Origin of the sequence: Nocardioides pymetrozini (assembly GCF_046058985.1) — a bacterium.
GTDB lineage: Bacteria > Actinomycetota > Actinomycetes > Propionibacteriales > Nocardioidaceae > Nocardioides.
Map to the genome: position 1 here is coordinate 2,489,242 of NZ_CP175556.1, position 26,337 is coordinate 2,515,578.

Genomic DNA, 26,337 nt, shown 5'->3' on the forward strand with positions numbered 1-26,337 from the left:
ACAACCGACACGCGATCAGTCGCAGAAGCGGATCGCGTGGGTGCGCCCCACCGAGTTGGGTTCCTACCTCGGCCCGATGGTCGGCCGCGGGATCGATCTCCAGGCCGAGCTCGTACGACGAGCGCGCCGTACGCCGGCCACGACGACCCGAACGCTCCGCCACCCCGGCCCAGACCGATCAGCGCCCGCCGTGAGCCAGGAAGGACTGGGACTGTGAGCGCCTCGTTCGCCACCCCTGAAGGACTCCGCGCGCTCCTACAGCGGCTTCACGACCGGGAGAGCGTCGGCTACTGGGCCTGGCGGCAGGACCCCGAGGCGGAGCGCCTGATGCAGTTCACGATCCGCAAGTACCGATCGCTCGCGCGCGCACACAATTGCGAGCCGGAAGACTCGGCCTACGCCGCCTTCGAGGCAATGCGCACGCGCTCGGTCAGGTGCGCGGACGACCCGTGGGCCGTCATCACCCGTGCGGTCCAAGTCAGCCTGATCGCCGAGGAGCGCGCGGCCGGGTTGCTCTGCTCGACGGCCCAGGCGCGCAGGCGGGAGGTTATGCGTCACCACGACGCGCGCCGCTTCGGCGAAGACGAGACGGGGTTCCTGGAACTCCTGGCTGAGAGCAGGGGTCCGTCGCCGGCGGACCCGGCGCCGTCGGCGCCGCGCTTGAAGCCCGGGGAGGCAGCGCCGACGACAGCGTTCGAGGCGCTCAACCTCGTGATCAGCATGTTCGTCGCCCTCGGCTGGCCGAGCAGCAGCGCGACCTGCACGCTCGACTACATCGCCACACGGCTGATGGAGGCCGGCGACCGCCACGTCGCCCACGCCTACCTTCGGCGTGACCTGGCCGGCCGCGTGGCCCTCGACCTGGACCGCGACTCCTGGGCCACGGTGCTGCGGATCGTGCTCGGTAACCCGGACAAGGCCGCCGCGGCGACTCGGGCCGGCGTCGGCGTACTCGCCATGCTGGTCTGCGACTGGAAACTCGTCGACCTGCTCACCGACGACGGGCTCGTCGTGGAGATCCGCGACTCCGCCCCGAAGGTCGCCAGGAGGATCGATGCCTGACAAGGGCCACATCGAGCTCGAGCGGCGGATCGATTCGATCACCGTCGGCGTACGCCACCGCAAGGACCCGGGAGACCTGAACGCGCTGATGAAGTCGATCGAGGAGGTCGGCCTGCTCCAGCCAGTCACCATCACCCCGGACGGCGTCCTGATCTGCGGTTGGCGCCGGCTCGAAGCGCTGCGCCGGCTCGGCCGGCGCACCTTGAACGTGTGGGTCCGCTCCGGGATCTCCGATCAGCTCTCGCACCTGCTCGCCCAGCAGGACGAGAACGAGCAGCGCAAGCCTCTCTCCCCGGTGGAGACCGCGCGGCTGTACGCCGAGATCAAGATGCTCGAGCAGGAGGAGGGGCAGCGCCGGATGGCCGCCACGCAGTTCGGTGGGGCCGGGAGCGATGGCGAAGCCTCCGGCTTTGTTGAATCAACAGAGCCGTGGAACTCCCGAACTCGTGCGGCGCAGAAGCTGACCGGCAAGAACGGCTGGCAGCGTCTGGAGCGGATCAGCTGGATCGAGTCGATCTCCAAGGACGAGACCTTCAGCGATTCAGTGCGCGAGTTCGCCTCCAACATGCTCAGTGAGATCGAGGACGGAGCGCCCGTCGCTCCGGCGTACAACCGGGTGAAGGCTGCCGTCGAGCTCGCCAGCAAGCCTGCTCCCCCATCCCAGGACGAGCAGGACGAGGTCGAGCGACTCGCCGCCGAAGCGCTGAAGCGGGTCCAGGATGAGGAGAACGCCAAGCGTCTTCGCGCTCTGCGAAGTAAGGCCAAGCGCGCGCCGAAGCACCACAGCCCGCGCTCGTTCGTACTGATGTGGTCCGAGCTCGAAGGATGGACCGGGCTGTACGACGTCGCGGAGCTCGCGGCAGCCCTCAAGGATGACGACTGGGCGCGCTTCGAGCGCGTCGTCGCCGAGACGATCGAACTGCGCGACCAGCTCCGTGAGGCACGTACGGCGGCCGCGTCGGCCTGATCGACGTACCTCCCGAGTGCCCGCCACCTCGACCTCGGAGCCTCGATGCGCAACCTCACCTGGCGCCAGATCGCCGTCATCCTCGGCTGCGTCCTCACCCTCGCGACCCTCGCCGTCGGCGTCTACGGACTCGTGCGTGGACCCCAGTCCTCCGAGTCCACCCCGGCCCATCCACCGCCCGGAGAGTTCGGAGCGATCCCAGAGGAGGCGACCCCGGTGGTCACACTCAAGGATCGCGCGCTCCCCCACACGAGCGATCCGATCGCGTACTCACGCGCCGTCGCGTCGTCACTGTTCGACTGGGACACCAGCCTCGGCTTCCTACCGACCGACTACACCGCCGCCGTCCTGGCCGACGCCGATCCCTCCGGCGAGGAGACGCCCGGCCTGATCGCCGACGTGGCCACCTACCTCCCGACCGTCGACCAATGGCTCGACCTCGGCGCCATGGAGGTACGGCAGACGATTGAGATCGCCGACGCGTACATCCCCGAGTCCTGGACCTCGGCGGTCCAGCAAGCCCATGGCCACCTCCGACCAGGCACGACGGCCGTCACTATCACCGGCACGCGGTACCGAAGCGGCGTGTGGAACGGCGAGGCCGCCGAGTCGTCGCACCCCGTCGCGTTCACCGTCTTCCTAGCTTGCGAGCCCTCGTTCGATCGCTGTCACGTCCTGCGGCTATCGCAGCTCGACAACCCGCTCAAGTGACGACGCCATGGGCATCAAGCTGCTCGTGGTTGGCGCGGCGGCCGCCGTACTGCTCGCCCCCGGAGCAGCCGCCCTGGGCGTCGCGACGCTGATCAGCCCCGCCGTGGCCGGATCGGGCAGCTGCATGTGGGAGGGTCAGGCGACCGAGAGCCTCGGCGTCAGCGGCCCGGTGCCGGACAGCCTCAGCGCGACGAACACCAACGGTGAGACCGTCACTCTCAACAAACAGCAGCTCACCCGGGCCGCGGCGATCATCGCCACCGGCCAGAGCGAGAAGATCCCGGCCCGCGGCCAGATGATCGCGATCATGACCGCGCTGACCGAGTCGTCGCTGCGGGTCCTGTCGAACATCGGTGCCTACCCGAACTACGGCAACATCCCGAACGACGGTGACGGCAGCGACCACGACTCCGTGGGCCTCTTCCAGCAACGCCCCGCCGCCGGCTGGGGCAGCGTCGAGAACCTGATGGACCCCGTCTGGTCATCCCGTGCCTTCTACGGCGGACCCAGCGGCCCGAACCACGGCTCGCCACGGGGCCTTCTCGACATCGACGGATGGGCATCGATGGACCCCGGTGCAGCAGCCCAGGCCGTGCAGGTCTCGGCCTATCCCGACCGGTACGCCGTCAACCAGCCGATCGCGGAGAAGATCCTGGCGACGCTGAGCGGCGTATCGCTCTCGAGCGAGCTCGCGTGTGCTCAGCCAGCGGGCGATGTGCCGCTGAACCTTCCGCCGGGGTTCGCTGGGGACTTCATCAAGACCGCCGCATCCCAGCTCGGCAAGCCCTACGTCTGGGGTGGCGGCAACTTCGAGGGGCCGACGGGCGGCGGCTTCGACTGCTCCGGCCTCGTCCTCTACGCCGCCTACCAGGCATCTGGCGGGCGCATCCGCCTGCCGCACTACTCGGGCGACCAGATCCACGCCGGCCACGGCATCGCCTGGTCCGACAAGCAGCCCGGCGACCTCATCTTCTTCAGCTACCCCGGCGCCGGCGGCCCGCACCACGTCGCGATCTACGTTGGCGGAGACCGAATCCTCCATGCGCCGCGGACCGGTGACGTCGTTCGCTACGGGACGATCGGCGAGTTCTCGGGCGAGGTCATGACGGTCCGCCGACTCGGGTAGGACGCACGAACATGGCCGATCTGTGCTCGACGTGTTGTCAGACGGGATCGGTGAAGGTGATCGGCTTGCCGGCGGCCTGGGCGTAGGCGATCTCCTTACGCGTCGACTCTCCGATGTACCCGCCTGGGTTGACGACCAGGACCCGGTCTGCCAGGTCGATCTTGGATAGGTGAAGTGCGTCCAGGACGGCCTTCTGCTCCGGGGTGGGCGACACGTCCGCCTCACTCGGGGCGACGACGATCGCTCCTGAAAAAGTGAGCTCACAGTTCGCTACGCGCATCTCGGCCATAAACTCGCGGACCCACAGATGCAGACGATTTCAGGACGCCCAGTCACGCCACAACCGTAGCGAGGCAACTCATGCCGCGATGGGCGGAGTTGGATTCGCACCTTGGGGCATGGCATCTCCACTCCGTCTCGCGGCGAGTGACGTCAGCCCAGACTTTGGGGCCGTCGGTGGCTCCGGCGACCTCAGGTCCATCGTCGGAGCCCTCCTGACATACGGCCTGATCATCGCCGTACTCATGCTCGTCATCTCGGCAACGACCTGGGCGATCGCTTCCAGTTCAGGAAGTTGGCACACCGCTCAGAAGGCGAAGCTCGGCTGCTTCGTCGCGATTGGCGGAGCGGCCCTGACGGGGGCCGCGCTCACGTGGGCCAACTGGCTGCTGGACATCGGCCCGCACCTCTAAGACGTCCGCCCGTACGACGTCAGGAGTCCCTCCGATGGACCTACTCACAGCAGCACTCCTGCTCCCTCTCGACATCTCGATCGATCCCAACTCCAACGGCCTGCCCGGGATCGGCCAGCTCAAGAAGATCGTCGGCGCCTCGATGACGGTTGGGCTCGTGCTCGCCGTCCTCGCGTTGATCATCTCGGCGATCGTGTGGGCGCTGGGAGCCAACTCATCGAACCCGCACCTGGCCGGGCGCGGCAAGCTCGGCGTACTTGTCGCCCTCGGAGCCGCCATCGTCTGCGGCGCGTCGGTGACTCTCGTGAACTTCTTCTGGAACGTCGGCCAGCAGGTCTGAGGAATCGATCATGGGTGTCTGCGACGTACCGGTGATCCACGAGGTCTGCAACGCCGCGGGCGACGCGGCCGGCGCGGTCATCACCGCCCCGTTCGACTGGCTCGCTCAGGGCATGGGCGGTGCCGCCGAGTGGATGTTCACCTCCGTCTGGAAGGTCATCGACACCACGACGTATGTCGACGTGACCAGCGGCGAGTACACGAAGGTCTACAACATCATGTTCGGCGTCGGCGTCTTCGTGATGCTCGGCTTCTTCATGCTCCAGGTCATCGGCGGCATGATCCGCCGCGAACCAGCGGCGCTCTCCAGAGCCGCACTCGGGCTCGCCAAGTCGATTCTCGGATCCTTCATTGCCCTCGCCCTGCTCGCAACCGCGCTCGAGATCACCGACCAGCTCTGCATCGGCATCGTCAACGCCGCCGGCACCAACATGAACGAGATGGGCGACAAGGTCGCCGTACTCGCCGCAGGACTCGGCGCCATCAACCTCAGTGCCCCCGGCGCCGGAGCGATCCTCACGATCTTCCTCGCCAGCCTCGCGATCATCGGAGCGATGGTGGTGTGGATCAGCCTGCTGATCCGCAAGGCCCTGCTGCTGATCGCGATCGTCTTCGCACCGATTGCGCTCGCGGGTGCCAGCTGGGACCACACCAGGACGTGGCTGAGTCGTTGGGCGACGTTCGTGATCGCGATGATCCTGTCGAAGGTCGTCCTCGTGGTGACCTTCCTGCTCGCCACCGCCCAGGTCTCGGCGCCGATCGATGGCGACCTGGAGTCCGTCAGCCAGCCGATGGCGGGCGTCGTTCTTATGCTCATGGCCGGGTTCGCGCCGTACCTGACCTACAAGGCCATCGCCTTCATGGGCTTCGACATGTACCACGCGATGTCGGCCGAGCAGGAGGCCAAGTCGTCGCTCAACCGGCCGATGCCGATCCCGATGTCTCGCCGCACCGGCAGCGAGCCGGCGAAGGTCCTGGGCGGGGGCGGCGCAGACAGTGGCGGCGGTACGACGTCCGGGGCCTCGCCTGCGGCCACGGGACCATCCACGGGCGGACCGTCTGGTGGAGCCGGCGGCGGAGGCGCTGCAGCAGGTGGCGCCTCCGGAGGTGCTGCCGCGGCGGGCGGTGCGGTTGCCGCCGGAGTCGTGGTCGCGAAAGAGGCGGCAGCAGCCGGTCCTCGGCTCGGCAACTTCGTCGCCGCCCAGGCGACCGGCCAGGCACAGGCACATGAGTCCGCCGCTCCTTCGACCGTCCCACCCTCAGTCGCGGACTCGACGCTGGTCGACAGCGCCGGGAAGAAGTGATCGGCCGTGGCCACGACGACCCGGGAACCGGAGCTGACCCCGATCAAGTTCTCGCGACTGACCCGACGCGGCGTCCTGCTCGGGCTCTCCGGCCCCCAACTCGTGATGGCCAGCCTCGCGTCGGGCACGCTGATCATCGGTCTGTACGTCGGCGCCGTGGTCATGACCTTCCCGATCATCCTGTTCTTCGTCACGCTGGCATTCGTCGGCGTCGGCGGGCGCAAGCTCATCGAGTGGGCGCCGATCGGCGCGCGATGGCTCTGGCGATCAGCGGGCGGGCAACTGCTGTACCGCCGTCGAGTCCTGAAGCCCCGGCCGGCCGGAACGCTGGCGCTGCCCGGCGACGCGGCTCGGCTGCGTCAGTGGATCGACCCCGAGACCGACGCCGTCATGGTTCACGACCCGCACGCGGCGACACTGACCGCGATCATCGGTGTCTCCCACCCCGCGTTCGTGCTCCTCGACCCAGCTGAGCAGGAGCGCCGCGTCGTCTCGTGGGGCCGCGTCCTCGCGACGGCATGCCGGTCCGGGCGAATCGCCTCCGTCCAGGTGATGGAGCGGACGCTGCCCGACTCCGGCAAGGGCCTGGCGGACTGGTGGGAGCAGCACGGCAACCAATCAGGCTCGTGGGCGTCGACGACGTACGGCGAGCTGGTCGACCGCGCAGGCCCTGCGGGCGAGCGCCATGCCTCGACCGTCTCGATCTCACTCGACATGAAGGTGGCCGGGCGAGCGATCCGGGCTGCCGGCGGAGGCATGCGAGGGGCGACCGCCGTACTCCGGCAGGAGATGGCGACGATGCTGGCCGCTCTCCGGTCGGCGGACCTCTCCCCCGGCGAATGGCTCACGGCCGGCGACCTTGCGCTGATCCTGCGGTCTGCGTACGACCCCGCCGTTGCGGGCGCACTTGAGCGCCAGGGCGACATCGGCCGGGACCTCGCCACCGCGGGACCCGTCGCAGTCACCGAATCGTGGGGCTCGTTGCGCAGCGACTCCGCGCACCACTGCGTGCTCTGGATCAGTGAGTGGCCGCGGTCGCTCGTGTACCCCGGCTTCCTCGCGCCGCTGCTGCTGTCCTCGGGGATCCGGCGCACCTTCACGCTGCTCTACACGCCGATGCGCACCGACCGCGCTGCCCGCGACATCCGCAAGAAGAAGACCGAGTACATCTCCGACGCCGCCCAGCGCCAGAAGCTCGGTCAGATCGAGGACGCCCAGCAGGCCGCCGAGTACCAGGACGTCCTCCAGCAAGAGGCCGACCTGACCGCCGGGCACGGGGTGCTGCGGGCGACCGGGGTCGTCGCCGTCAGCGCCAGTGACGCCGACGAACTCGAGCGCGCTGTCGCGGCGATCGAGCAGGCGGCGATTCAAGCATCCTGCGAGACCCGGCGGGTCTGGGGACAACAGGCTCAGGGCTTTGCGGTGGCCGCGCTGCCGCTGTGCCGTCGGCTCTGAGGCACTGCAAGGCCTGATCCGGGACGGTCGGCTCCGGAATGGATCAGCTTCCTGCGGCAGGCCGACCCCGAGCGCGGGAGCGGGAGACGTCCGCGTCACCTTGAACTCGACACCCCACCGCGTAGCGGGGCGCCCACCTGGTGCAGGTGTCGGAGTGCCAGCCCGTACGACTCATGCAGCGTCGTTTCCGAGTACGAGATCCCGCGGGCCCGGCAGTGGCGCTCGATGATGGGTTGGGCTCGTCTGAGGTTGGGACGGGGCATGCTCGGGAAGAGGTGGTGCTCGATCTGAAGGTTGAGGCCGCCAAGGGCCAAGTCGACGAATCGTCCTCCTCGGATGTTGCGGGCGGACAGTACCTGACGGAGCAGCGGGTCCGCGGCTTGCTGCGGCGTCAGCGCTGGCATCCCCTTGTGCGACGGGGCGAACGAGCAGCCGAGGTAGACACCGAACAAGGCCTGGTGGATCACGAGGAACACCAGCGCCTGGATCCAAGTGAGGGTGCTCAAGAGCAACGTGAGGTACAGGGTGAGGTGACCGAGCAGCAAGAGGCTCTCGACTTTCCGGTAGCGGAGTCCGGGCCTGAGAACCGAACGCATGCTCCAGACCCGAAGATTGAACGCCTCAAGCGTCAGCATCGGGAAGAACAGACCGGCCTGATGCCGCGTCAGCCAGGCGGCCGCTCCTCTGCGCGCGCTGGCCTGGTCAGAGTCGAACACGAACGCACCGACAGCGACATCGGGGTCGGCCTCCAGGTCGTTCGGGTGGGCGTGGTGGGCGTTGTGCTTGGCGATCCACCAGCCGTAGCTGAGCCCGTTCAGCAGGTTGCCGTGTACCAGGCAGAGCAGGGCGATGGTCCGGCCACGATGAGCGATCTGGCGATGGGCGGCGTCGTGGGAGAAGAACGCGATCTGGGTGGACACGATCGCGAACCCCGGGGCCAGCAGGAGCGCCCACCACGAGTCGCGCAGAAGGAAGAGACCCGCCACGACCAGAGCCAGTCCGGCGAGGTTGAGGGTTCCCAGGACGGCGTAGAACGCAGGTCTAGGCTGGAGGAGTCCTCGACTCCGGATATCGCGAACCAGCTCGCTGTAGTCGCTCTGGAGGGGCGGAAGCGCTGACCCAGTGGTGGTGGACATGAGGATCCCGACTGTTCGCAGATGGCGCCGCCGGGGTCCGAGGTGGCCTCGATTCGAGGCTACTCCCCCGACCCTGAGGTAGGTGGAAGCGTGAAGACCACGGCCCAGATCCTCGCGGCGATCGACGCCGCGGCCGGGTCGGGGCGGTCGCTCCCGGAGTTGCTGTGCGTCGACTGCACCACGGCACTCGGCCTGAGCGGTTGCGTGATGGCGCTCATGAACGATGCCGGTCATCAGGGGGTGGTCGGAGCCTCGGGCGGGGTCGCCGCCCAGTTGGAGGACCTCCAGTTCGAGTTGGGCGAGGGGCCGAGCGTCAACGCGTCTCACTTCGCGCGCCCCGTCTTCCATTCCGACCTGGTGACGGCCGGCGAGATGTCGGCATGGCCGGGGTTCGGACCCGAGGCGGTGGGCGCTGGAGTGCGGGCGGTGTTCGCGTTTCCACTCCAGGTGGGCGGCGTGCGTCTGGGCACGCTCTGCCTGTATCGCTCGACCGCTGCTCAATTTGATCGCGAGGAGATGGCGAGCGCCCTCGCCTACGCCGATGCCGCGCTGGTGGTGCTTCTGCGTCTGCAGGCCGAGATGCAGCCGGGATCAGTGCTCCATCCCGACCTGGGCGAGCCGTTGGAATACCGCGCCGAGGTCCACCAGGCGACGGGGTTTCTCTCGGTTCAGGCGTCGGTCGGTCTCGCGGACGCCCTGCTGCTACTTCGGGCCCATGCGTTCGCCGGCGAGCGTTCCCTCCTGGAAGTCGCGCGTGACGTGCTGGCGGGGCGTCTTCGCATTCCTCTGGAAGAAGACGAAGATGACTGACATACCCGCCCGCGACATTCGTCAGACCAATAAGAGGCCACTCTCATGAGCGCTGAACAACGGTTGACCGAGGTGTTCGTCGAGCTCGCCGACACGCTCGTCGACGAGTTCGACGCACTGGACTTCTTGTCCACGCTCACCGAACGAAGTGTCGAGCTTCTCCATGCGGACGCGGCGGGTGTGATCCTCAGTGATCTGCGTGGCAGCCTGCACGTGGTCGCCTCGACGAGCGACCAGGCTCAGATTCTCGAACTCTTCGAGCTCCAGAACGACGAAGGGCCGTGCCTTGACTGCTTCAACAGCGGTCGCGCGGTCGTCAACGTGGCGATTGCCGAAGCCCGCTCCCGGTGGCCACGGTTCACCGCCGCTGCGACTGAGGTGGGCTACTCGTCCGCGCACGCGATCCCCCTGCGCCTGCGGGACTCCGTGGTCGGAGCCATGAACCTGTTCTGCGTGAGCGCTTCTCGCCTCAGCGAGGAGGATGTCGCGCTCGGCCAGGCGTTGGCCGACATCGCCACGATCGGCCTGCTGCAGGAGCGTGCCGTTCGCCAGTCAGGGCTGATCGCCGAGCAGCTTCAGACCGCACTCAACAGTCGCATCCTGGTCGAGCAGGCCAAGGGCGTCCTGTTGGCAAGCGCCGGCATCGACGTGGACCGGGCCTTCCAGTTGATGCGTGACTACAGCCGCCGCAACAACCAGCCGGTCAAGACCGTTGCCCAGAGCGTGATCAATCGGGTCCTGACCGTCGACCAACTCCGCCGCCCTTGACTCCCCGCATTAGGCGGGAGGGGCCGGCAGAGAGGGGATCTCGCCAGTCGCTGACGAATGCGGCCCTTATGCGTGGCTGCCCGCGTGGTCGTCCCAGACGGTGTCCGCGATGTGGCTCTGGTCCGGTCCGGACAACCCGAGGAGCGTGCTGGGCGACTCGGTGTTGCGATCGTCAGCTGCCTGCTGCATGACCCTCGATGCGAGGCCGGTCTCGGTGTCGCTGGGGACCACCAACAGCCGTATCCGTTGCCCTGAAATCATCTTCACGATCATCACGTGAGTGTCGTCGCTCGGGAAGGAGCCCACCTTGACCGCGCCGCGGGCAGCCTGGATCCGGCGAAGGCTCGGGGCGCCGCTGACCGCGTCCCAGTCGGGTCGGGAGAACAGCAGACGCGCGATCCGGCCGATCAAATCGGGGAAGTGATCCACGAGGTCTGCGGCCTCGACTTGAAGATCACGGGACTGGGGCCACCAGGCCCCGTCAAGCGGACCGGACTGGAAGCTGGCGTCGAGGCGGAGCCGCAGCGCAACGCGCTCGGTCGGCGCCTGCGATGAGAGGGAAACTGTCGGTGACGTCGTCATGACGTCCACCTTCCGATCTGCCCTCGCGGACTCGGCGAGTCCGGCCTGGCAGGTGATTAACTCCAGTCTACCCTGCTGTCCTAATGTGCTCCCGGTTCCCTTGGAACCTGTCCGAATGGGGTTACGCGAGAGCAGCGTCGTCAGCTCGCCGGAGGATGAGTGGTTCACAGGACGGCGCCCCGTGGCGCTACCTCCACGGCAGAAACGCCTCGCGCGTACAGCACCAGTAGCCGATCGCCGTGCCTGCAGCGCAGGACGCCCGAGTCGTTCGACAGCGTGGTGAGGACGTGGTCGATCACCTCGGCGCCGCTTGCCGCATCCGGGTGTTCATAGGTGACGTCCATGCTGTCACCGCCGACGAGCCGTACACGAAGCACAATGCCGCCCATGGTCATGGGCCTATGGCGGTGCAGGCCTGCTGCTGCACCCGCCGGGCCGCGGCGCGGGCAGCCGCTTCGCTGGTGAACCAGTCTCCCGAAACCGCGACTCGGACCCCCTCCGGTCGCCAGGCGGTCCACTGCCAACGAGCACCGGTCTTGGACCGGACCCGGTAGTCCGGGTCGTCCGCGCTCACCCGGAAGTCATGGGCCGCCTGATCGGCATAGGCGAGGCTGGGGTAGGTCTGCCCGGCCCAGGCAACGACTCGATTGTCGTCATCGAGCAGCCACCAGGCGGGCTTGCTTGCCAGATTCGTCTCGATGACGAACTTCATTGTTGCCCCCTTCGGGTTCACGGTGGCGGAGTCTCGTCAGGCGTATTGCCCCGAGGAGCCGTCGTCGACCGATCGAGGCGCTCCGTCGAGCACGACGGCGGCGGCGACCAGCGCCCAGGCCACCCACAGGGCGACTTCGGAATCAGAACCGGGGTCGACAACGGTCAGTTGCCCTGTGGCGGGGGTACCGATCTGGGCTATCTGGGTTCGGATGTGATCCTCTGTCCCGGGGGCGATCGCCCAGCGTTGGGTCCAACCATTCCCATAGAGCATCAGGTAGGCCACGGTCACGCACCCGTTCGCGACGAGGGCGTACCCGGCTCTGGTCCCCACCATGAACCGCCGTCGTCGCTCCAGTGTCCGCCGGGGTCGAGGTCCGGGTGGCCGGCCACCTCGTGGAGGACTTCGGTGGCCGTGTGGTCATTCCCCGTCTCGGCCGACGCCCGGAGCGCTTCGTCGCCCTGGGCAGGAGTGAACCCGGGCGGAACAACCAGGACGTAGAGCGTGCGCCGGTCCGACGTCTTGAGCAGGACGAGGTGGGTATCGTCGCGAGGGAATGCCCCGACCTTCACGTAGCGACCCGTGACCGGAACGATGCGCGGCGTGGAATCCCAGTCGGGCGGCGAAACCAATGCGCGGACAACCCGTCCGGACTGCGCCGGGAAGTGGTCGACCAGATCCGCCAGTTCCACGGCCAGCTCACGGGTCTGGGGCCACCAACCCCCGTCCAGATGGTCTTTACCCGGGTGCTCGGCCATGCGAAGCCGTAGCGGAAGACGGCTCGGCGTAGGAACCCATGAAACGAGAATAGGACCGTTCGACGTCGACATGACGTCCGCCTCTCGACCGGCACAGCGGTGTCCGTATGGAGGCCTCATCTCCGGTCAGTCAACCCAAGCCTACGCCGGGTCACCAAGGCGAGTTCCGCCAACGGTGGGATCTCCGATCAAGTGGCGACAACGAACGCGACTTCACGGGTCTCTCAGCCCATAGGGCTGTGGGAGTTCGGGTATGGCTCTGTCACATCCGCCATGCGCAGACGGGTAGATCGGCCACCGACCGACACCACGGCGACACGGCGGACTCCCCCGCGCACCTCTTCGATGAGAAGCCATCGACCGAGGAGCCACCGATGCCTACCTTCAACGACCCGGCCGCCGACGCCGACGAACTCCGGGAAGCAGTCCGCGGCCTTGCTCACGCGACGCGCACGATCGGGGACCCGACCGCGATCTACGCGGTCCTGGGTTCCATCAGGTCCGCTCTCGCATCGCTGAGCCAGACACTGCACCAGCTGGGCGAGTTCCACGACGGGCCGACTCGCAAGCAGGCCTGGATGAACGGCGATGCCAGTGCCGGACGCGCCGCGTCGTACCGGGAGTCCTGGGAGCTTCATCGCGCCGCCGAGATGATCCACCAGGTCGCCGAATGTGTCGACCGGGCGCACGAGATCGAGGCGACGATCGCCTACGACATCCGTGACAACCCGTCATTCGCGCCAGTTCGGGGCTCCACCCACCAGCCAGGGATGTCGCTGTGACCGGGTGGCAGGACGGGCGCCTCCACTCCGCCGTGCTCGTCTCGCCGGGACGAGAACGGCGGCATGATCGCAAGCTCCGCAAGGCCGCGGCGCGAGAGCTGCTGTCCGCCGACCGCGAAGCCCGGCGCGCCGAAGCCAAGCGCAAGGCCGACGAACTGTCGGCCGAGATGCGGGCGACCGTGACGCTCCCCCGCGCCGGCGAACACGGTCCCGCCACACTGCGGACCCCCGGACGATTCCGCGTGCCACGCCACCAGGACACCTCGGCGACCCTGGCGGGCGCGTATCCCTTCCTCGCCGAGGGCGGCCTCGGCAGCGAGGGCGTGTTCGTCGGCCAGGACCTCTACTCCGGAAGCTCTTTCGTCTACGACCCCTGGATCCTCTACGCACGCGGGCTCATCACCGCACCGAACCTCGTGCTCGCCGGGATCGTGGGCTCGGGCAAGTCCTGTCTCACCAAGAGCCTCTACACAAGGTCGATCCCCTTCGGTCGCCGCGTCTACGTCCCCGGCGACCCCAAGGGCGAGCACACGGCGGTGGCAAAGGCCGTCGGCGGGCGCGCCATCGCGCTGGGACATGGCATGGCCAACCGCCTGAACCCGCTCGACGAGGGCCACCGTCCGTCCGGGTACGACGACACCCAGTGGGCCAGCCAGGTCGCAGCCCGTCGCCGCGACCTCGTCGGCGCCCTGGCGGAGACCGTTCTCGAACGCCGGCTCAGCCCGCTCGAGCACACGGCCGTCGACCTCGCCATCGACCGCACCGTGCGCGGCGCCGACATACCCGTCCTCCCGACGGTCGTCGACCGGCTCCTCGCCCCGGATCCGGTCGACGATCCCGACGGACGACTCACGGAGGACGGACGACTGGTCGGTCACGCACTCCGGCGCCTCGTCGCGGGCGACCTCGCCGGGCTCTTCGACGGCCCCTCCACGGTGGCCTTCGACCCGAGCCTCCCGATGATCTCCCTCGACCTATCCCGCGTCACCGAGAACGCCACCCTCATCTCCGTCCTGATGACCTGCGCCTCGGCCTGGATGGAATCGGCACTGCTCGACCCGAACGGCGGCCAGCGCTGGGTCATTTACGACGAGGCCTGGCGCCTCATGTCCCACCCCGCACTACTGCGCCGGATGGACGCCCACTGGCGCCTCGCGCGGCACTACGGCATCGCGAACATGCTGATCTTCCACAAGCTGACCGACCTCGACAACGTCGGCGACTCCGGCTCCGCCATGCGCGCGCTCGCCTCGTCGCTCCTCGCGAACGCCGAGACTCGCATCGTCTACCGCCAGGAAGCCGACCAGCTCGGCGCAACTTCGGCGGCGCTGGGGCTCACTGGCACCGAGCAGTCACTGATCCCCACGCTCGGCACCGGCCAGGGACTGTGGCGGATCAAGAACCGCTCCTTCGTCGTCCAGCACCAGATGCACCCCGCCGAGCTCGAACTCTTCGACACCACCGGACGCATGACAGGGGCTCTTTAGAAGTTCCCGTGAATATTGACGGTTCGGCGCTGAACTTGAGCATGCGTCGGTGGATTCTGGCCGCTACGAATGCTCACGTTCGATGAAGCGTGGAACGTCGCGCAATCGCTCGCGAGCAGTCTCCCCGAGATCGCGACTGGTGCGGTTTGCTCAGTGGGTGGCGAGCTGTCCAGTGAGCCGCTCGTGCATGTGGCTGCTGGCCTCGTTGAGTCCGACGATCTCGACCTTCTTGCCCTTGCGCTCGTACTTGGTCTCGATTCCGTCGAGGGCAGCGATCGTGGAGGCGTCCCAGAGGTGGGCTTCGGTCAGGTCGATGACGACGCGCTCGGGGTCGTCAAGGTACTCGAACTGGTAGACGAGGTCGTTGCTGGACGCGAAGAACAGCTCGCCGGTGACGGTGTAGCGCACGTAGGCCGAGCCGTCGGCCTCCTCGATCAGTTCCCGTTCGACGCCGACCAGGTGGTAGACGCGGCGCGCGAACAGCATGAACGCGAGCACGACACCGGCCGAGACGCCGATGGCCAGGTTGTGCGTGGCCACGACGAAGATGACGGTGGTGAGCATGACCAGGTTCTCGCTCTTGGGCAGTCGACGGAGGGTGGCGGGGGCGAGGCTGTGCCAGTCGAAGGTGCCGACCGCCACGATGATCATCACAGCGACCAGGGCGGCCATCGGGATCTTTCCGACGATGTCGCCGACACCGACCACGAGAACCAGCAGGAAGACGCCGGCAAGGAACGTGGAGACGCGGCTCCGGGCACCGGAGGCCTTCACGTTGATCATGGTCTGGCCGATCATCGCGCAACCGCCCATGCCGCCGAAGAAACCGGTGATCACGTTGGAGGCGCCCTGGCCCCACGACTCGCGGTGCTTGTTGGAGTGGGAGTCGGTGACGTCGTCGACGAGCTTGGCGGTCATCAGCGACTCGAGCAGTCCGACCATCGCCATGGCGAAGGCGTACGGCGCGATGATCTGCAGGGTCTCGAAGGTGAACGGCACATCGGGGATCAGCAGCGACGGCAGGCTGCTGGGTAGCTCACCTTCGTCGGACACGTTCGGGACCGACATACCGCCGGCTAGGACCAGCACGGTGAGCAAGACGATCGCGACCAGCGGCGCGGGTACGGCTGTGGTGATCTTCGGCAGCAGCACCATGATCGCGATCCCGGCAGCGACCATCGGGTAGACGATCCACGGAACGCCACCGAGGTGGATGCCGTCATGCAGGTCCACTCCCAGGTGCGGCAATTGGGCGAGGAAGATCAGGATTGCTAGCGCGTTGACGAACCCGACCATCACCGAACGCGGCAGCAGTCGCATCAGCTGAGCGGTGCCGGCCAGGCCGAAGGCGACCTGCATCAGGCCGCCGAGGATGACAGTGGCTAGCAGGTAGTCCAGGCCGTGCTTCGCGGCGACCGGAGCGATCACCAGCGCGATCGCTCCGGTGGCGGCGGAGATCATCGCGGGGCGGCCGCCGAGGAAAGCGATCGAGACTGCCATCGTGAATGAGGCGAAGAGGCCCACTCGCGGGTCGACGCCGGCGAGGATCGAGAACGAGATCGCCTCCGGGATCAGCGCCAGGGCGACCACGAGGCCGGCGAGGACCTCGCGTCGGAGCAGCCGGGGGGATTGCAGCACGGCGCGGACGCTTGCGTCATCGATGTGGGCTTGTTGCGGCATGGCGGTGTTGGCCAAGGGAGTTCTCCGTTCGTGGCAGGCCGACGTGCGGCCTCACTGCGGGAGACAGGACGATCGACTTGGCGCTGGGGTTGAATGATGCGCACCGCGGGGTACGCGTGCCGGCGTGGCCGGCGGAAGTCTGACGCCACTCTAACCTCACGTAACGTGAGAGTTGAAATCCGACCGAGTCCAGGGAGCCCGAATCAGTGACCGACGAGCCGACCCCCCGCACCGACCCCGGTGCCGAAGCGACAGTGATGCAGATCGGGGAGGTCGCCGCCCGCACCGAGCTATCACTGCGCAGCCTGCGGCACTGGGAGGACGTCGGCCTGCTTCGTCCGTCTGGGCGGACCGAGGGCGGCTTTCGGCTCTACGCCGAGGCCGATGTCGAGAAGATCCTCGTGATCCGGCGGATGAAGCCGTTGGGCTTCACCCTCGAGCAGATGAGCGCTGCGATGCGGGACATCGAGACCCTCCGAGACCCGATCGCCGTCGACCAACATGCGGTGGCGCGGGAGCGTCTGGACAGTCTCCTCGCTGACGCCGTCGGACGACGCGAGAAGCTCGAGCAGCAGCTCGCCATGGCGGACGAGTTCATTCTCCAGCTCAGCCGCCAAATCTCCTGACAGGCTCAGGCCCGCCCACGCGGGCCAGCATCCCGCAACGGCTCGGAGCGGACCACCTCGTGCCCTTCCCGCGGCTGGGCCATGGCACCCGATTGACGGCGAGTGTCACGGGTCGCTGGATCCCGCCAGTTGGCCCCCGGGCCAACTGGCCTAGGAACTCGTCGCGAACTTTCGGGGGGACGCCGTTTGACCTGCGCAAACGCTCCACGTAGAACCGCGTCCCCCTCGGTTTGAGGACGAAGGGGGGACGGATGCGGGGACGCTGACCCCCAATGCTTCGCCAGTGATCAAAACCGAGACCTCCAGTGCGACCGAAATGCGCGCGCCCAGGTTGCTTATCCGTGACGTGATGAGTGTGCGACGTTCTCGCGGAGCACGGCCCGCCCTCCTACGTGAGGTCGCGATGCTCGATGGTCCTGAGATAGCGGCTGGCGCTGTCAACGCTGAGTCCGAAGAGGTCGTAGAGGCGGCGTACGTCGCCGCCGGTGGCTCGGATCTCGTGGAGGATGCGGTCTTCGCGCAATGCTTGGGGCCGGAACGCGGTGTTCGTCCAGGGGTAGGAGTGCCCGGCGGCGACGAGGCGCGGTGCGGTGCGCCGGTTGATGAGCAGGTGCGGGTTTGCAGTGTTCGGCCACGTGCTCGATCGGTAGTCGAGCCAGACGGCGAGGCGGGTCCGGACCGGTGCTGCGAGTGGGATCTCGCGTGCGCCGAGGAGCAGACGGCCGTCGATGATGTCGGTCAGTTGCAGTTCTCGGACCTGTTTGCGGCTCAGCGCGTGGAAAGCGACCAGTGCCACGGCGAGTGCGACCGCGGGGTTTGGCGAGTCCAGGCCTTCGCGGATCACGGCGGTGTCCAGTGGCAGCGGGATCGTGGTGGCGACCGGCCGCACAGGGAGTCCACTCATCGGGTTGGTGAAGACGAGCCGCCGGCCCTTGAGGATCTTGAACAGCGACTTCAGGCCGTTCTCGGCGAAGTGCCGCCCTGTGGCGGGGAGCGGCTCCAGCGCCTCGACGATGTCAGATTGGGTGATCTCAGCGAAGGATTGGCGGCCTGCTTCGGCCCACGTCTGGATCACGGGCGCCAGACCACGGATCTGGAGTTCGACGGTTGCGGGGTCGCGAGGGAACTGGCGAGGTGCCTGGCGCGAGCCGCCCAGCATGATCTGCAACCACAGTTCGAGGTGCTGGCGCATCTTGGGCGAGAGCGCCCCGGAGTCGATGAACTTGGTCGCGAAGTACTTCTCGACCCTGGTCGGGATGTCTTCGATCAGCAGGCCTGCTTCGGCCAGAACGTCAATGGTCGAGGTGATCGTGCCGTCGTAGCGGCGGATCGTGACGACGTCACTGGCTCGGATCTTGGCCGTGGGCGTGGGCCGAAGGGTCTGCAGCATCCGGAGCGACTGGATCACGGCGTTGCGTTGCCGCACGCTCCAGCCGTACCGCCGCGCGTGGTCAGCGACGATCGTCGCGCAGTAGCGGGTGAGCTCGCTGTCCTCCATCAGAATGCGTTGTCGCAGGATCTCGGGGTCGGGGTCCAGGTCGAACAGTGTCAGCTGTTCCCATGCGTTCTCGTCGAACCGGGTCGCAGGCGAGGGCGGCAGCTGGTTCTTGTTCTTCTGCGACCATCTGCCCGTCCAGGTGACATACGTGGGCAGCGGTGTCACACGCCGCTTGAAAGCCATGTTGGCCAAGAACAGCTGCTGGCTGTGCTGGTTGGCGGCCATCAGGTCGGGTGCCCGGCCGGGCTCTTGTTCGAGTCGCGCGTTCTCCAGGCACAGTCGGCATGCTCGTTGCTCGCTGACGTGGCCCTCCCGGCCGCAGAAGGCGCAGGTGCCCTTGGGGTTGTGGCTGTGCCACCACCGACACGACCAGCAGGTCCAGTTGTGTCGTGGGTAGACGCCCCAGCTCAGGCAGCCCTTGCAGGAGTCAATGTGCTCCGGGCTGCGGGGGTGGCAACGGCTGCAGAATCCCTGGCTGAAGTAGTCACTCTGGGTTCCGCAGGTGTGGCACGGAGGCGGGTCGAAGGGTCCGCCGGGCAGGCACGTGTAGCAGAGGTCGACGCGTGGACTGGTCCAGGCGACTCGGTTGTGTTGGCAGCGGTTGCACTTGGGCGGCAGCCGAAGGGCTGCCTTGGGTCCGGGCGCGGGCACGATCTGACCAACGTCCTTGCAGGGTGGGGCTTCTACAGCGGCGGACGGGACCGAGGCTTCCCGAGCCGGGGTGTGACCGCGGGGCCGGCGGCCCCACCACCATTGCCGTCGCCGGCAGGATCGTTGCCGTTGCCGTTGCCGTTGGCCGCTTCAGATGTGCGGGCTCGGCGAGCGGCCACTTTGTCCGGTTCGGGCGTCATCAGGTCGTTCGGAGTGCAGTCGAGAACGGTGCACAGCACGTCGAGTTCCTCGAGCCGCATCGTGGGCGGGTTCCCGGCCCACCAGGACGACATCTTTCCGGCAGAGATCTCGAGCCCGGCATCTGCCAGCATCCGTCGCAGCTCTGCCGACTTCCAGATTCCTCGCTCGGCGGCGCGCAGTCGCAGGTTCCACTGCATCAGCTCATCCCCTTCTTCCGTCGAATCTTGGGGCGAACCGAACTTCGAGTCGCTCGCTCGCCTGGTTCCATGCCTGCTCGATGTGTTCGGTCCGCACGTGGATGTAGCCCGATGTGGTTGCCAACCACTGATGGCCGAGGAGCTCTTGGAGCGCCTTGATGTCCATGCCGGCGGCGTACAGCGAGGACGCGCAATAGTGCCGCAGGACGTGCGGCGTCATCCGTCCCGACCACGTGGGCAGCGACTGGTCGACCTGGATCGCGAGGCCACGACGCAAGGCGTTGTCGCCCACTCGACCACACCTGCTGACGTCGCGGTCGAACCTCTCGGAGGGCAGCAGCGGCGCATCAGGGTCCGCCCAATCGGGCCCGTACTGTGGGCGTACCTCGGCCAGCCACCAGTCCATCAACTGGTCGACGCCGTTGATCGCAGGTACCAGTCGCGGCTTCGGACCGCGGCCCTGCGATCCCTTGCCGAACCGGACGTGGATCTTGCCGAAGCTGCCCAGGTCGGGACGCCAGTCGCGGAGGTCGAGCTTCACGGACTCGTTGATCCGCAGGCCAACGCGGCGCCACAGCGAGGCAGCGAAGTAGTCCCGGGCAGCGGGCAGGTACTTGCGCGCCTGGGTGACCGACTCACGCCAAGCCGCGAAGAGTGCGTCGACCTCTTCGTCGGCGGGCGGCACGCGAACCTTGCCCAGCGAGGCTCCGGACTGACGGTTGAACTCGTCGATCGGTTGCTCGACCAGGACGCCCGTCGCTCGACGGATAGCGCCCTCGTAGCGGGCGATGACGAAGTCGTAGAACCCCGCCAGCGTCCCTGCCTTGCCGGCGCGGGTCGAAACACTGTGTCCAAGACGGCGTTGCTCGGCGAGAAACGCATCCGCGTCGACGCACGTCACGGCCCAGAGCGGTCCCGGCAAGCTTCGAGCGAATTCGATCACGATCGCCCGGGTCCGCCGGATATGGCCATCGCTCAACCCCGCCGCAGCCATCGCGAGCGCGTATTGGTCGACGATCTCCTGCTCGAAATCTGGGCCAGCGTGCGCACCTGTCAGTACCAGATCCGGCTCGCTGCTACCTGGCAGCGCAACGAGACCCATTACCTACGACCTTCATTGGGAGTGGCCATGCATCGACAGTACGGCAAAACCGTCATTAGGAGCGATAGTTGGTCAGATCCGACAATGGCGCGAGTCGACCTGTCGTCACCTGCCCAAACGGCCTCTCTGTCCGCGAATCAGGTCAACGAACCTGAGCGGATGGAGATTGCGTCGTCATGACCAATCAGGTACGAGGACGAGCGGCCCGCGAAGCGAAGCTCGAAGCGCTCCAGGAGCAGTTGTCCGAGTCCGTCGCTGCGCTGGTGACCGGTGAGGACTGGAAGCGCGCCCTGACCTTCGCCGCCCAGTTCCGCGGGCGCAGCTTCGGGAACTCGATGCTGATCGCGGCGCAGCACTTCGCCGCGTACAAGGAGGGCAGGGTGCCCGAGCCGACGCCGACGTACGTCGCCGGCTTCCACCAGTGGCTCGCGCTCGGACGCAGCGTCGCGAAAGGCCAGCACGGCTACGGCATCCTCGCCCCCGTCACCGGCCGGTTCGCCTCGTCCACGCCCGAGGACCCGAACTCCTGGCGACGCTTGGCGCGCAACGAGAGGCCGATGGCTGGCGAGTACGCGCGCACCCGCATGATCGGCGTCAAGCCCACGTACGTGTGGGACATCTCCCAGACCACAGGTGACCCTGTGCCCGAACTCCCACGACCAAACCTGCTCCAAGGCCAAGCACCGGCCGGGCTGTGGGACGGGCTCGCCGACCAGATCACGGCCGCCGGCTTCGAGCTGCGTCTGGTCTCCTCGGCTGCGGCGATTGGTGGCGCCAATGGGCTGACCGACTTCCTCTCCCGCGAGGTCTCGGTCCGCATGGACATGGACGAGGCGGCCCAGGTGAAGACGCTCGCCCACGAGCTCGGCCATGTTCTCCTCCACGCGCCACCGGAGAGCGCCCTGTCGACCGAGGTCGCCGCCGACGCGACCTTGCACCGTGGGATCGCCGAGGTGGAGGCCGAATCCGTCGCGCTCATGGTCGGCGCCGCACACGGGCTCGACACTTCCTCCTACACGGTGCCGTACGTGTCGACCTGGGCAGCGAGCGTTCCAGGCACGAATCCGGTCGAGGTCGTCCAGTCGACCGCCGAACGTGTCCGCGCGACCGCGCTCGGCATCCTCGACAAGGTCGACACCCAGAAGGTCGGCGACGGCAGCCCGCCCGGGCTCGACCGCGAAGCCCTCAGCCACCGCACCGGGACAGCTGCTGTCACCACCACTGCACGCCGCGATGGGGCGGCGGTGCTCGGGCTATGAAGATCCCCGTCGTCCTCTCCGTCGTTCACGTCGCCATCGACGCCGACGGCGTACTCGCGGTCGACGTCGATGGTGTCCCGCGCGATTCCGACCAGACCAGGACCCGTGACCACCTTCGCGCTGTCATCGACGAGATCACCGCAGACCTCGGCGCGCCGGTGCGCGTCGAGGTGCGCGAGGCCGACGGCTCGACCTTCACCGATGTCGCGACTCCCCCGACTCGGGCACCAGCCGCCGCAGAGCAGCCACCCACCCCGCCAAGTCCGGCGCTCGCTGGTGCCGGGTTCCAGCCCGGCGAGGAGGTCGCGCTGGCCTACGTCGTCGTACGCCAGAACGCCGATGCCGAAGGCAACGCATCACTCAACCTCCCACCCGCGCTGATCGCCGCAACCCGCGGCGGACTCGTGCTCCTCGGGATGACCTCACGGACAGTCACCCCGTTCGAGGCGCCGGCATGAACCCCGCTGCCCGTGGCGCGAACGACGAGCTCGTGAACCTGGCACTCATCGGGATGGTCGCAGCGTTCGCTCTGGCGCTGCTGCTCCGCGCCGCAGCCACGGCCGCCGCGATGACAACGGGCGCGGCCGCGCCCGAAGGCGGGATCGCGAGCGGACTGCGTGTGCTGGTGGATCCGAGTCGGCCGGCGCGGGCATTCGAGGCGCCCGGGTTGTCGGCGATCGTGTACTGGAGCGTCGTGACGCTCTTCCTCGCGGTCCTCGGGACAGTCGCCTGGTGCGTGTGGAGAGTGGTTACCCGGCTCCGCCACCGGAATGCTCGAGATCCCCACCGCATCCCAGGCACCGCAACAGCGCGGGACATCGACACGACCGCATCGAAGAAGGCCCTCGTACGGCGCGCCGCCACTCTCCGCCCGTCGATCCGCCATCCCCGCGCGAACGACGTCGGTTACCTGATCGGGCGCAGTTGCGGCCGCGAGATCTGGGCCTCGGTCGAGGACTCGATCCTCGTGATCGGTCCGCCGCGTTCCGGCAAGGGACTCCATCTCGTCATCAATGCCATCCTCGACGCGCCTGGGGCCGTCGTCACCACCTCGACCCGGCCGGACAACATCGCCGCGACGATCGCCGCTCGGAAGGACCTCGGGCCGGTCGCCGTCTTCGACCCGCAACACCTCACGGCAGGGCTGCCTGCCGTCGACGGCTGCGGCGTCCGGTGGTCGACGATCCGCGGCTGTGAGCAGCCCCTGACCGCGATGATCCGCGCTTCAGGGCTGGCATCGTCGACCGGACTCTCTTCCGGCGGCACGGAGTCCGGCGGCTTCTGGGAAGGGAAGGCCCGCTCCGCGCTCCAAGCGCTCCTCCATGCAGCTGCGCTCGAGAAGCTACCGACTCGGGCCCTCTTCGAGTGGTCGCTGTCCGCCTCTGCCGCAGCCGACGCCGTTGGGATCCTCGCCAGTCACCCGCAAGCCGCAGCGGGATGGTCGGATTCGCTCGAAGGCATGATCAGCTCCGATCCACGCACCCGCGACTCCATCTGGATGGCCGTCGCCCAAGCCCTCTCCTGCCTCGCCGACCCCGCCGTGCTCGACGCCGTCAGCCCGGAGGCCGGCGAGGCCTTCGACCCGGGCGACTTCCTGGCCCAGAACGGCACGCTCTACCTGCTCGCCACGGGAGCCGGCGCTGGAGCCTCGTGGCCGCTCGTTGCCGCATTCTTGGAAGACCTCACCGAGGTAGCCCGACACCTCGCCGCCGCGTCACCGGGCGCGCGCCTAGACCCGCCGGTGCTGATGGCGCTCGACGAGATCGGCAACCTGGCGCCGCTCCCCTCCCTCCCGGTCCTCATGGCGGAGGGCGGTGGTACGGGAATCACGACGATGCCGGTGCTGCAGTCGCTGGCGCAGGCGCGCAACAAGTGGGGCGATCATGCGGCCAGCACGATCTGGGACGCGAGCATCGTCAAGGTCATCCTCGGCGGCTCGTCGTCCTCGAAGGACCTCCAAGAACTCTCGGTCCTCATCGGCGAACGCGACGAGCGCACCGACACGGTGAGCATCGGCGACTACGGGCAACGGTCTCTCCAGCGGTCAAGCCGGCGGCGCGCGGTCATGCCGCCGGAGCAAATCCGAACGCTGCCCTTCGGTGCCGCCCTCGTGCTCCTGCGCAGCACGCCCCCAATCGTCACCAGACTTCGCCCGTGGACAGCACGACCGGGCAGCAGCACTCGGAACCGACGCGGATGAAGGCATAGCCCGATGCGGTGCCGCTTCAGTGCTTCTACGCGAGGTCTACCCCGGCATCCCGGACGGGAGCGAGTGCGTTGGCAACAACTAAGGCACGACTGGACCTCGCCGGCTTGCCAGCGATCTGTCGGTCCCTGCAGTTAGTGTGCGCGATACAGGGAGGAACATTGCTGCGCACATCTCTCGCCGGCCGAGTCAGGAACACCAGCCTGCCCAAGAGCCACAGCTTGTTGCCGGTCCACGAAGCAGTGGTCAACGCCATTCAAGCGATCGACCCGCGTTGCGGGGACGACATCACCGACGGCGCGGTAACCGTTCGAATCGTCCGGAGCCCACAGGAGGTGCTGGAAACCAACGCGGGACCAGGCCGTACTGCCCTGCCACCCATCGTCGGATTCGAGATCACTGACAACGGCGTCGGCTTCAACGACGAGAACCTGCGGTCCTTCGAAACGCTCGACTCCGACCACAAGTCCGAACTGGGCTGCAGGGGCGTTGGCCGCCTGCTCTGGCTTAAGGCCTTTACCCGAGTGGAAGTCACGAGCCAGTACGTCGACGCTCAAGGCAAGACGCGGTCGCGTGAGTTCGAGTTCACCGAGGCCGACGAGGTGCGGGTGCTTGTGGACCGTGACACTGAGCCGGTCGCGAGCGGGACCGTCGTGACACTTGATGGATTCAAGGCGGCGCACCAAGCTGCAGCGCCGAAAACCGGCGAAGCCATTGCGAGGGACATCGCCGAGCACTGCATCTGGTACTTCCTTCGGCCAGGTGGAGCACCGACGATCACAGTGGTCGACGATGAGGCGATCTCGCTCCAAGGTCTGATTGACGACCTTGTCGACCACACGCTCACCCGCTCGAGCTTTGAGGTCAACGGGACGCGGTTCGAGATCGTCAACCTCGCGTTGAAGCCTTCCGCGAAGGTCACAGCACCCCGTCTGAACTGGTGCGCAGCCAACCGTGTCGTGACGGAAGAGACCATCACGAGCCGCATCCCGGGCCTGGTCGCTCGTATGAAGGATGACTCGGGCGGGGAGTTCACATACGTCGGCTACCTGATGTCCGACTTTCTCGACGAGCACGTTCGGTCGGACCGGACCGCGTTCGACCTCAGTGAGGGCACCGACGGAGAGGTGACCTTCGCCGAGGTAACGCTCCAAGACATTCGGGACGGCGCGCTCGCTGAGATCCAGAGACTCCTTGCAGAGCCGCTTGACAGGGTGCGCGATGCTGGCCGGGAACGTCTCAACGACTTCGTGAGCCGTACGGCGCCCCGCTATCGCCCGGTGCTCGCACGTATCGAGCAGCTCGGGATCACGGTCGATCCCTCGATGAAGAACGCAGAGTTGGAGTCCCTTCTGCACGAGAAGCTCCAAGTGGTAGAGCGGCAAGCATTCGAGGAGGGACAGAAGGTCGCAGCTGGCATTGGTGCACTTCCCCTTGACGAGTACGAGCAGCGATTGAGCGAGTACTGGGCGACCGTGCAGGACATCAACCAGTCCGATCTCGCGGCCTACGTCGCGCGCCGCAAGGTGACCCTGGACCTCCTGCAGAAGTTGATCGCTGCGAACGAGCTCGGCAAGTACTCCCGAGAGGACGCGATCCACTCCCTCCTTATGCCGATGCGGGCCGACTCAAACGCCGTTGGACCCGACGGCTCAAACTTGTGGATCATCGATGAGAGCCTCGCCTTCCATGACTACCTCGCCTCTGATATTCCGCTGACTTCCATCCCGGTAACGGGCTCGGACTCCCCGACGCGACCTGACCTGCTAGCTACACGAATCTTGGACGCCCCGTTCCTCGCCGCCGAGGGAACGTCCGTGCCGCTCCCATCCATCGTCGTCGTTGAGCTAAAGCGACCCATGCGAAACGACGCAGACGAAGGCGAGGATCCAATCGGCCAGACACTCAGCTACGTAAAGCGAGTGCGCGACGGCGGCATCAAGACGTCGACGGGTCGGCCCATTCCAAAGACCGTTGACGCCCCCGCCTTTTGCTACGTGATCGCTGACCTCACGGCGAAGATGGTCGCCCGGTGCGAGCTCGCGAACCTACAACCGACTCATGACGGGATGGGGTACTTCGGCTACAACACGGCGGCAAAGGCATATATCGAAGTCATGTCTTACGACCGGCTGCTGAATAGTGCGACTCAACGTAACCGGGCCTTCTTCGACAAGCTCGGGCTGCCCTCGACGTAGGGGCCGTGACAGGGCACCTCTCAGCCCA

28 protein-coding genes are annotated in these 26,337 nt (G+C 67.3%); 17 read left to right on the forward strand and 11 right to left on the reverse strand.

The window, feature by feature from the left end:
• The first annotated feature begins 213 nt into the window (after positions 1 to 213).
• From ACJ5H2_RS12145 to ACJ5H2_RS12160, 4 genes are read left to right on the forward strand one after another with little or no spacing between them, the layout of a single operon-like run.
• Entirely contained in the window at positions 214 to 1,062 is an 849-nt protein-coding gene (locus ACJ5H2_RS12145) for a serine/arginine repetitive matrix protein 2 (protein WP_408895655.1), read from the forward strand.
• On the forward strand, positions 1,055 to 2,029 hold the full coding sequence (locus tag ACJ5H2_RS12150; protein ID WP_408895656.1) for a ParB N-terminal domain-containing protein: 975 nt from the start codon (positions 1,055 to 1,057) through the stop codon (positions 2,027 to 2,029). Before ACJ5H2_RS12145 ends, ACJ5H2_RS12150 begins: the two co-directional genes overlap by 8 nt.
• Before the next feature lie 45 nt (positions 2,030 to 2,074).
• A complete protein-coding gene (locus ACJ5H2_RS12155; RefSeq protein ID WP_408895657.1) occupies positions 2,075 to 2,740 on the forward strand; it encodes a hypothetical protein in 666 nt (221 codons plus the stop codon).
• A 7-nt stretch (positions 2,741 to 2,747) separates the two neighbouring features.
• Entirely contained in the window at positions 2,748 to 3,866 is a 1,119-nt protein-coding gene (locus tag ACJ5H2_RS12160; protein ID WP_408895658.1) for a C40 family peptidase, read from the forward strand.
• A 37-nt stretch (positions 3,867 to 3,903) separates the two neighbouring features.
• Here the strand turns inward: ACJ5H2_RS12160 and ACJ5H2_RS12165 are convergent, their stop codons facing one another.
• Positions 3,904 to 4,155 (reverse strand): hypothetical protein, encoded by a 252-nt coding sequence (locus ACJ5H2_RS12165; RefSeq protein WP_408895659.1) that lies wholly within the window; start codon positions 4,153 to 4,155, stop codon positions 3,904 to 3,906.
• Positions 4,156 to 4,264: 109 nt separating this feature from the next.
• Here ACJ5H2_RS12165 and ACJ5H2_RS12170 point away from each other — a divergent pair, with 109 nt between their 5' ends.
• The 4 genes from ACJ5H2_RS12170 to ACJ5H2_RS12185 are packed head-to-tail and all read left to right on the forward strand — an operon-like array spanning position 4,265 to position 7,656.
• Complete coding sequence (locus tag ACJ5H2_RS12170) at positions 4,265 to 4,558, forward strand: DUF6112 family protein (RefSeq protein ID WP_408895660.1); 294 nt, start codon at positions 4,265 to 4,267, stop codon at positions 4,556 to 4,558.
• 34 nt (positions 4,559 to 4,592) lie between these two features.
• On the forward strand, positions 4,593 to 4,898 hold the full coding sequence (locus ACJ5H2_RS12175; protein WP_139624216.1) for a DUF6112 family protein: 306 nt from the start codon (positions 4,593 to 4,595) through the stop codon (positions 4,896 to 4,898).
• Between the two features lie 10 nt (positions 4,899 to 4,908).
• Positions 4,909 to 6,201, forward strand: a complete 1,293-nt coding sequence (locus ACJ5H2_RS12180; protein ID WP_408895661.1) for a conjugal transfer protein TrbL — start codon at positions 4,909 to 4,911, stop codon at positions 6,199 to 6,201.
• Between the two features lie 6 nt (positions 6,202 to 6,207).
• On the forward strand, positions 6,208 to 7,656 hold the full coding sequence (locus tag ACJ5H2_RS12185) for an SCO6880 family protein (RefSeq protein ID WP_408895662.1): 1,449 nt from the start codon (positions 6,208 to 6,210) through the stop codon (positions 7,654 to 7,656).
• A 95-nt stretch (positions 7,657 to 7,751) separates the two neighbouring features.
• Here the strand turns inward: ACJ5H2_RS12185 and ACJ5H2_RS12190 are convergent, their stop codons facing one another.
• Complete coding sequence (locus tag ACJ5H2_RS12190; protein ID WP_408895663.1) at positions 7,752 to 8,792, reverse strand: fatty acid desaturase family protein; 1,041 nt, start codon at positions 8,790 to 8,792, stop codon at positions 7,752 to 7,754.
• Between the two features lie 90 nt (positions 8,793 to 8,882).
• Here ACJ5H2_RS12190 and ACJ5H2_RS12195 point away from each other — a divergent pair, with 90 nt between their 5' ends.
• Positions 8,883 to 9,602, forward strand: a complete 720-nt coding sequence (locus ACJ5H2_RS12195; protein ID WP_408895664.1) for a GAF domain-containing protein — start codon at positions 8,883 to 8,885, stop codon at positions 9,600 to 9,602.
• A gap of 45 nt (positions 9,603 to 9,647) precedes the next feature.
• The gene (locus tag ACJ5H2_RS12200; protein ID WP_305026434.1) at positions 9,648 to 10,370 is read left to right on the forward strand and encodes a GAF and ANTAR domain-containing protein; all 723 of its coding nucleotides are present in this window, start codon (positions 9,648 to 9,650) and stop codon (positions 10,368 to 10,370) included.
• A 66-nt stretch (positions 10,371 to 10,436) separates the two neighbouring features.
• Here ACJ5H2_RS12200 and ACJ5H2_RS12205 read toward each other — a convergent pair whose 3' ends face one another.
• From ACJ5H2_RS12205 to ACJ5H2_RS12225, 5 genes are all read right to left on the reverse strand, one after another.
• Entirely contained in the window at positions 10,437 to 10,952 is a 516-nt protein-coding gene (locus ACJ5H2_RS12205) for a DUF5994 family protein (RefSeq protein ID WP_408895665.1), read from the reverse strand.
• A 164-nt stretch (positions 10,953 to 11,116) separates the two neighbouring features.
• Positions 11,117 to 11,347 (reverse strand): hypothetical protein, encoded by a 231-nt coding sequence (locus tag ACJ5H2_RS12210; protein ID WP_408895666.1) that lies wholly within the window; start codon positions 11,345 to 11,347, stop codon positions 11,117 to 11,119.
• Complete coding sequence (locus ACJ5H2_RS12215) at positions 11,344 to 11,664, reverse strand: hypothetical protein (RefSeq protein WP_408895667.1); 321 nt, start codon at positions 11,662 to 11,664, stop codon at positions 11,344 to 11,346. The genes ACJ5H2_RS12210 and ACJ5H2_RS12215 overlap by 4 nt, the downstream gene beginning before the upstream one ends.
• Before the next feature lie 36 nt (positions 11,665 to 11,700).
• Positions 11,701 to 11,955 carry a hypothetical protein gene (locus tag ACJ5H2_RS12220; RefSeq protein ID WP_408895668.1) on the reverse strand — a complete coding sequence of 85 codons (255 nt, stop codon included), beginning with the start codon at positions 11,953 to 11,955 and terminating at the stop codon, positions 11,701 to 11,703.
• Positions 11,952 to 12,422: a DUF5994 family protein gene (locus ACJ5H2_RS12225; RefSeq protein WP_408895669.1), complete on the reverse strand. Its 471-nt coding sequence runs from the start codon at positions 12,420 to 12,422 to the stop codon at positions 11,952 to 11,954. Before ACJ5H2_RS12225 ends, ACJ5H2_RS12220 begins: the two co-directional genes overlap by 4 nt.
• A gap of 374 nt (positions 12,423 to 12,796) precedes the next feature.
• Between ACJ5H2_RS12225 and ACJ5H2_RS12230 the strand changes: the two genes are divergently transcribed.
• Positions 12,797 to 13,204 (forward strand): hypothetical protein, encoded by a 408-nt coding sequence (locus tag ACJ5H2_RS12230; protein WP_408895670.1) that lies wholly within the window; start codon positions 12,797 to 12,799, stop codon positions 13,202 to 13,204.
• A gap of 167 nt (positions 13,205 to 13,371) precedes the next feature.
• Positions 13,372 to 14,691, forward strand: coding sequence for an ATP-binding protein (locus ACJ5H2_RS12235; protein ID WP_408899632.1), 1,320 nt, complete (start codon positions 13,372 to 13,374; stop codon positions 14,689 to 14,691).
• A gap of 150 nt (positions 14,692 to 14,841) precedes the next feature.
• On the opposite strand, the gene ACJ5H2_RS12240 is transcribed toward ACJ5H2_RS12235, so the two are convergent.
• The gene (locus ACJ5H2_RS12240) at positions 14,842 to 16,371 is read right to left on the reverse strand and encodes a SulP family inorganic anion transporter (protein ID WP_408899633.1); all 1,530 of its coding nucleotides are present in this window, start codon (positions 16,369 to 16,371) and stop codon (positions 14,842 to 14,844) included.
• Between the two features lie 257 nt (positions 16,372 to 16,628).
• On the opposite strand from ACJ5H2_RS12240, the gene ACJ5H2_RS12245 reads away from it, so the two are divergent.
• Complete coding sequence (locus ACJ5H2_RS12245; protein ID WP_408895671.1) at positions 16,629 to 16,997, forward strand: MerR family transcriptional regulator; 369 nt, start codon at positions 16,629 to 16,631, stop codon at positions 16,995 to 16,997.
• 388 nt (positions 16,998 to 17,385) lie between these two features.
• On the opposite strand, the gene ACJ5H2_RS12250 is transcribed toward ACJ5H2_RS12245, so the two are convergent.
• The 3 genes from ACJ5H2_RS12250 to ACJ5H2_RS12260 form a co-directional block, all read right to left on the reverse strand.
• Entirely contained in the window at positions 17,386 to 18,720 is a 1,335-nt protein-coding gene (locus ACJ5H2_RS12250) for a hypothetical protein (protein ID WP_408895672.1), read from the reverse strand.
• 458 nt (positions 18,721 to 19,178) lie between these two features.
• Positions 19,179 to 19,544, reverse strand: coding sequence for a helix-turn-helix domain-containing protein (locus ACJ5H2_RS12255; RefSeq protein ID WP_408895673.1), 366 nt, complete (start codon positions 19,542 to 19,544; stop codon positions 19,179 to 19,181).
• A gap of 4 nt (positions 19,545 to 19,548) precedes the next feature.
• Entirely contained in the window at positions 19,549 to 20,646 is a 1,098-nt protein-coding gene (locus ACJ5H2_RS12260; protein WP_408895674.1) for a tyrosine-type recombinase/integrase, read from the reverse strand.
• A 176-nt stretch (positions 20,647 to 20,822) separates the two neighbouring features.
• Here ACJ5H2_RS12260 and ACJ5H2_RS12265 point away from each other — a divergent pair, with 176 nt between their 5' ends.
• The 4 genes from ACJ5H2_RS12265 to ACJ5H2_RS12280 all read left to right on the forward strand — a co-directional run bounded on the left by ACJ5H2_RS12265 (position 20,823) and on the right by ACJ5H2_RS12280 (position 26,309).
• Positions 20,823 to 21,905 (forward strand): ArdC-like ssDNA-binding domain-containing protein, encoded by a 1,083-nt coding sequence (locus ACJ5H2_RS12265; protein ID WP_408895675.1) that lies wholly within the window; start codon positions 20,823 to 20,825, stop codon positions 21,903 to 21,905.
• Entirely contained in the window at positions 21,902 to 22,363 is a 462-nt protein-coding gene (locus ACJ5H2_RS12270) for a hypothetical protein (RefSeq protein WP_408895676.1), read from the forward strand. Before ACJ5H2_RS12265 ends, ACJ5H2_RS12270 begins: the two co-directional genes overlap by 4 nt.
• A complete protein-coding gene (locus tag ACJ5H2_RS12275) occupies positions 22,360 to 24,105 on the forward strand; it encodes a type IV secretory system conjugative DNA transfer family protein (RefSeq protein WP_408895677.1) in 1,746 nt (581 codons plus the stop codon). The genes ACJ5H2_RS12270 and ACJ5H2_RS12275 overlap by 4 nt, the downstream gene beginning before the upstream one ends.
• Before the next feature lie 167 nt (positions 24,106 to 24,272).
• A complete protein-coding gene (locus ACJ5H2_RS12280; RefSeq protein ID WP_408895678.1) occupies positions 24,273 to 26,309 on the forward strand; it encodes an ATP-binding protein in 2,037 nt (678 codons plus the stop codon).
• Positions 26,310 to 26,337 lie beyond the last annotated feature (28 nt).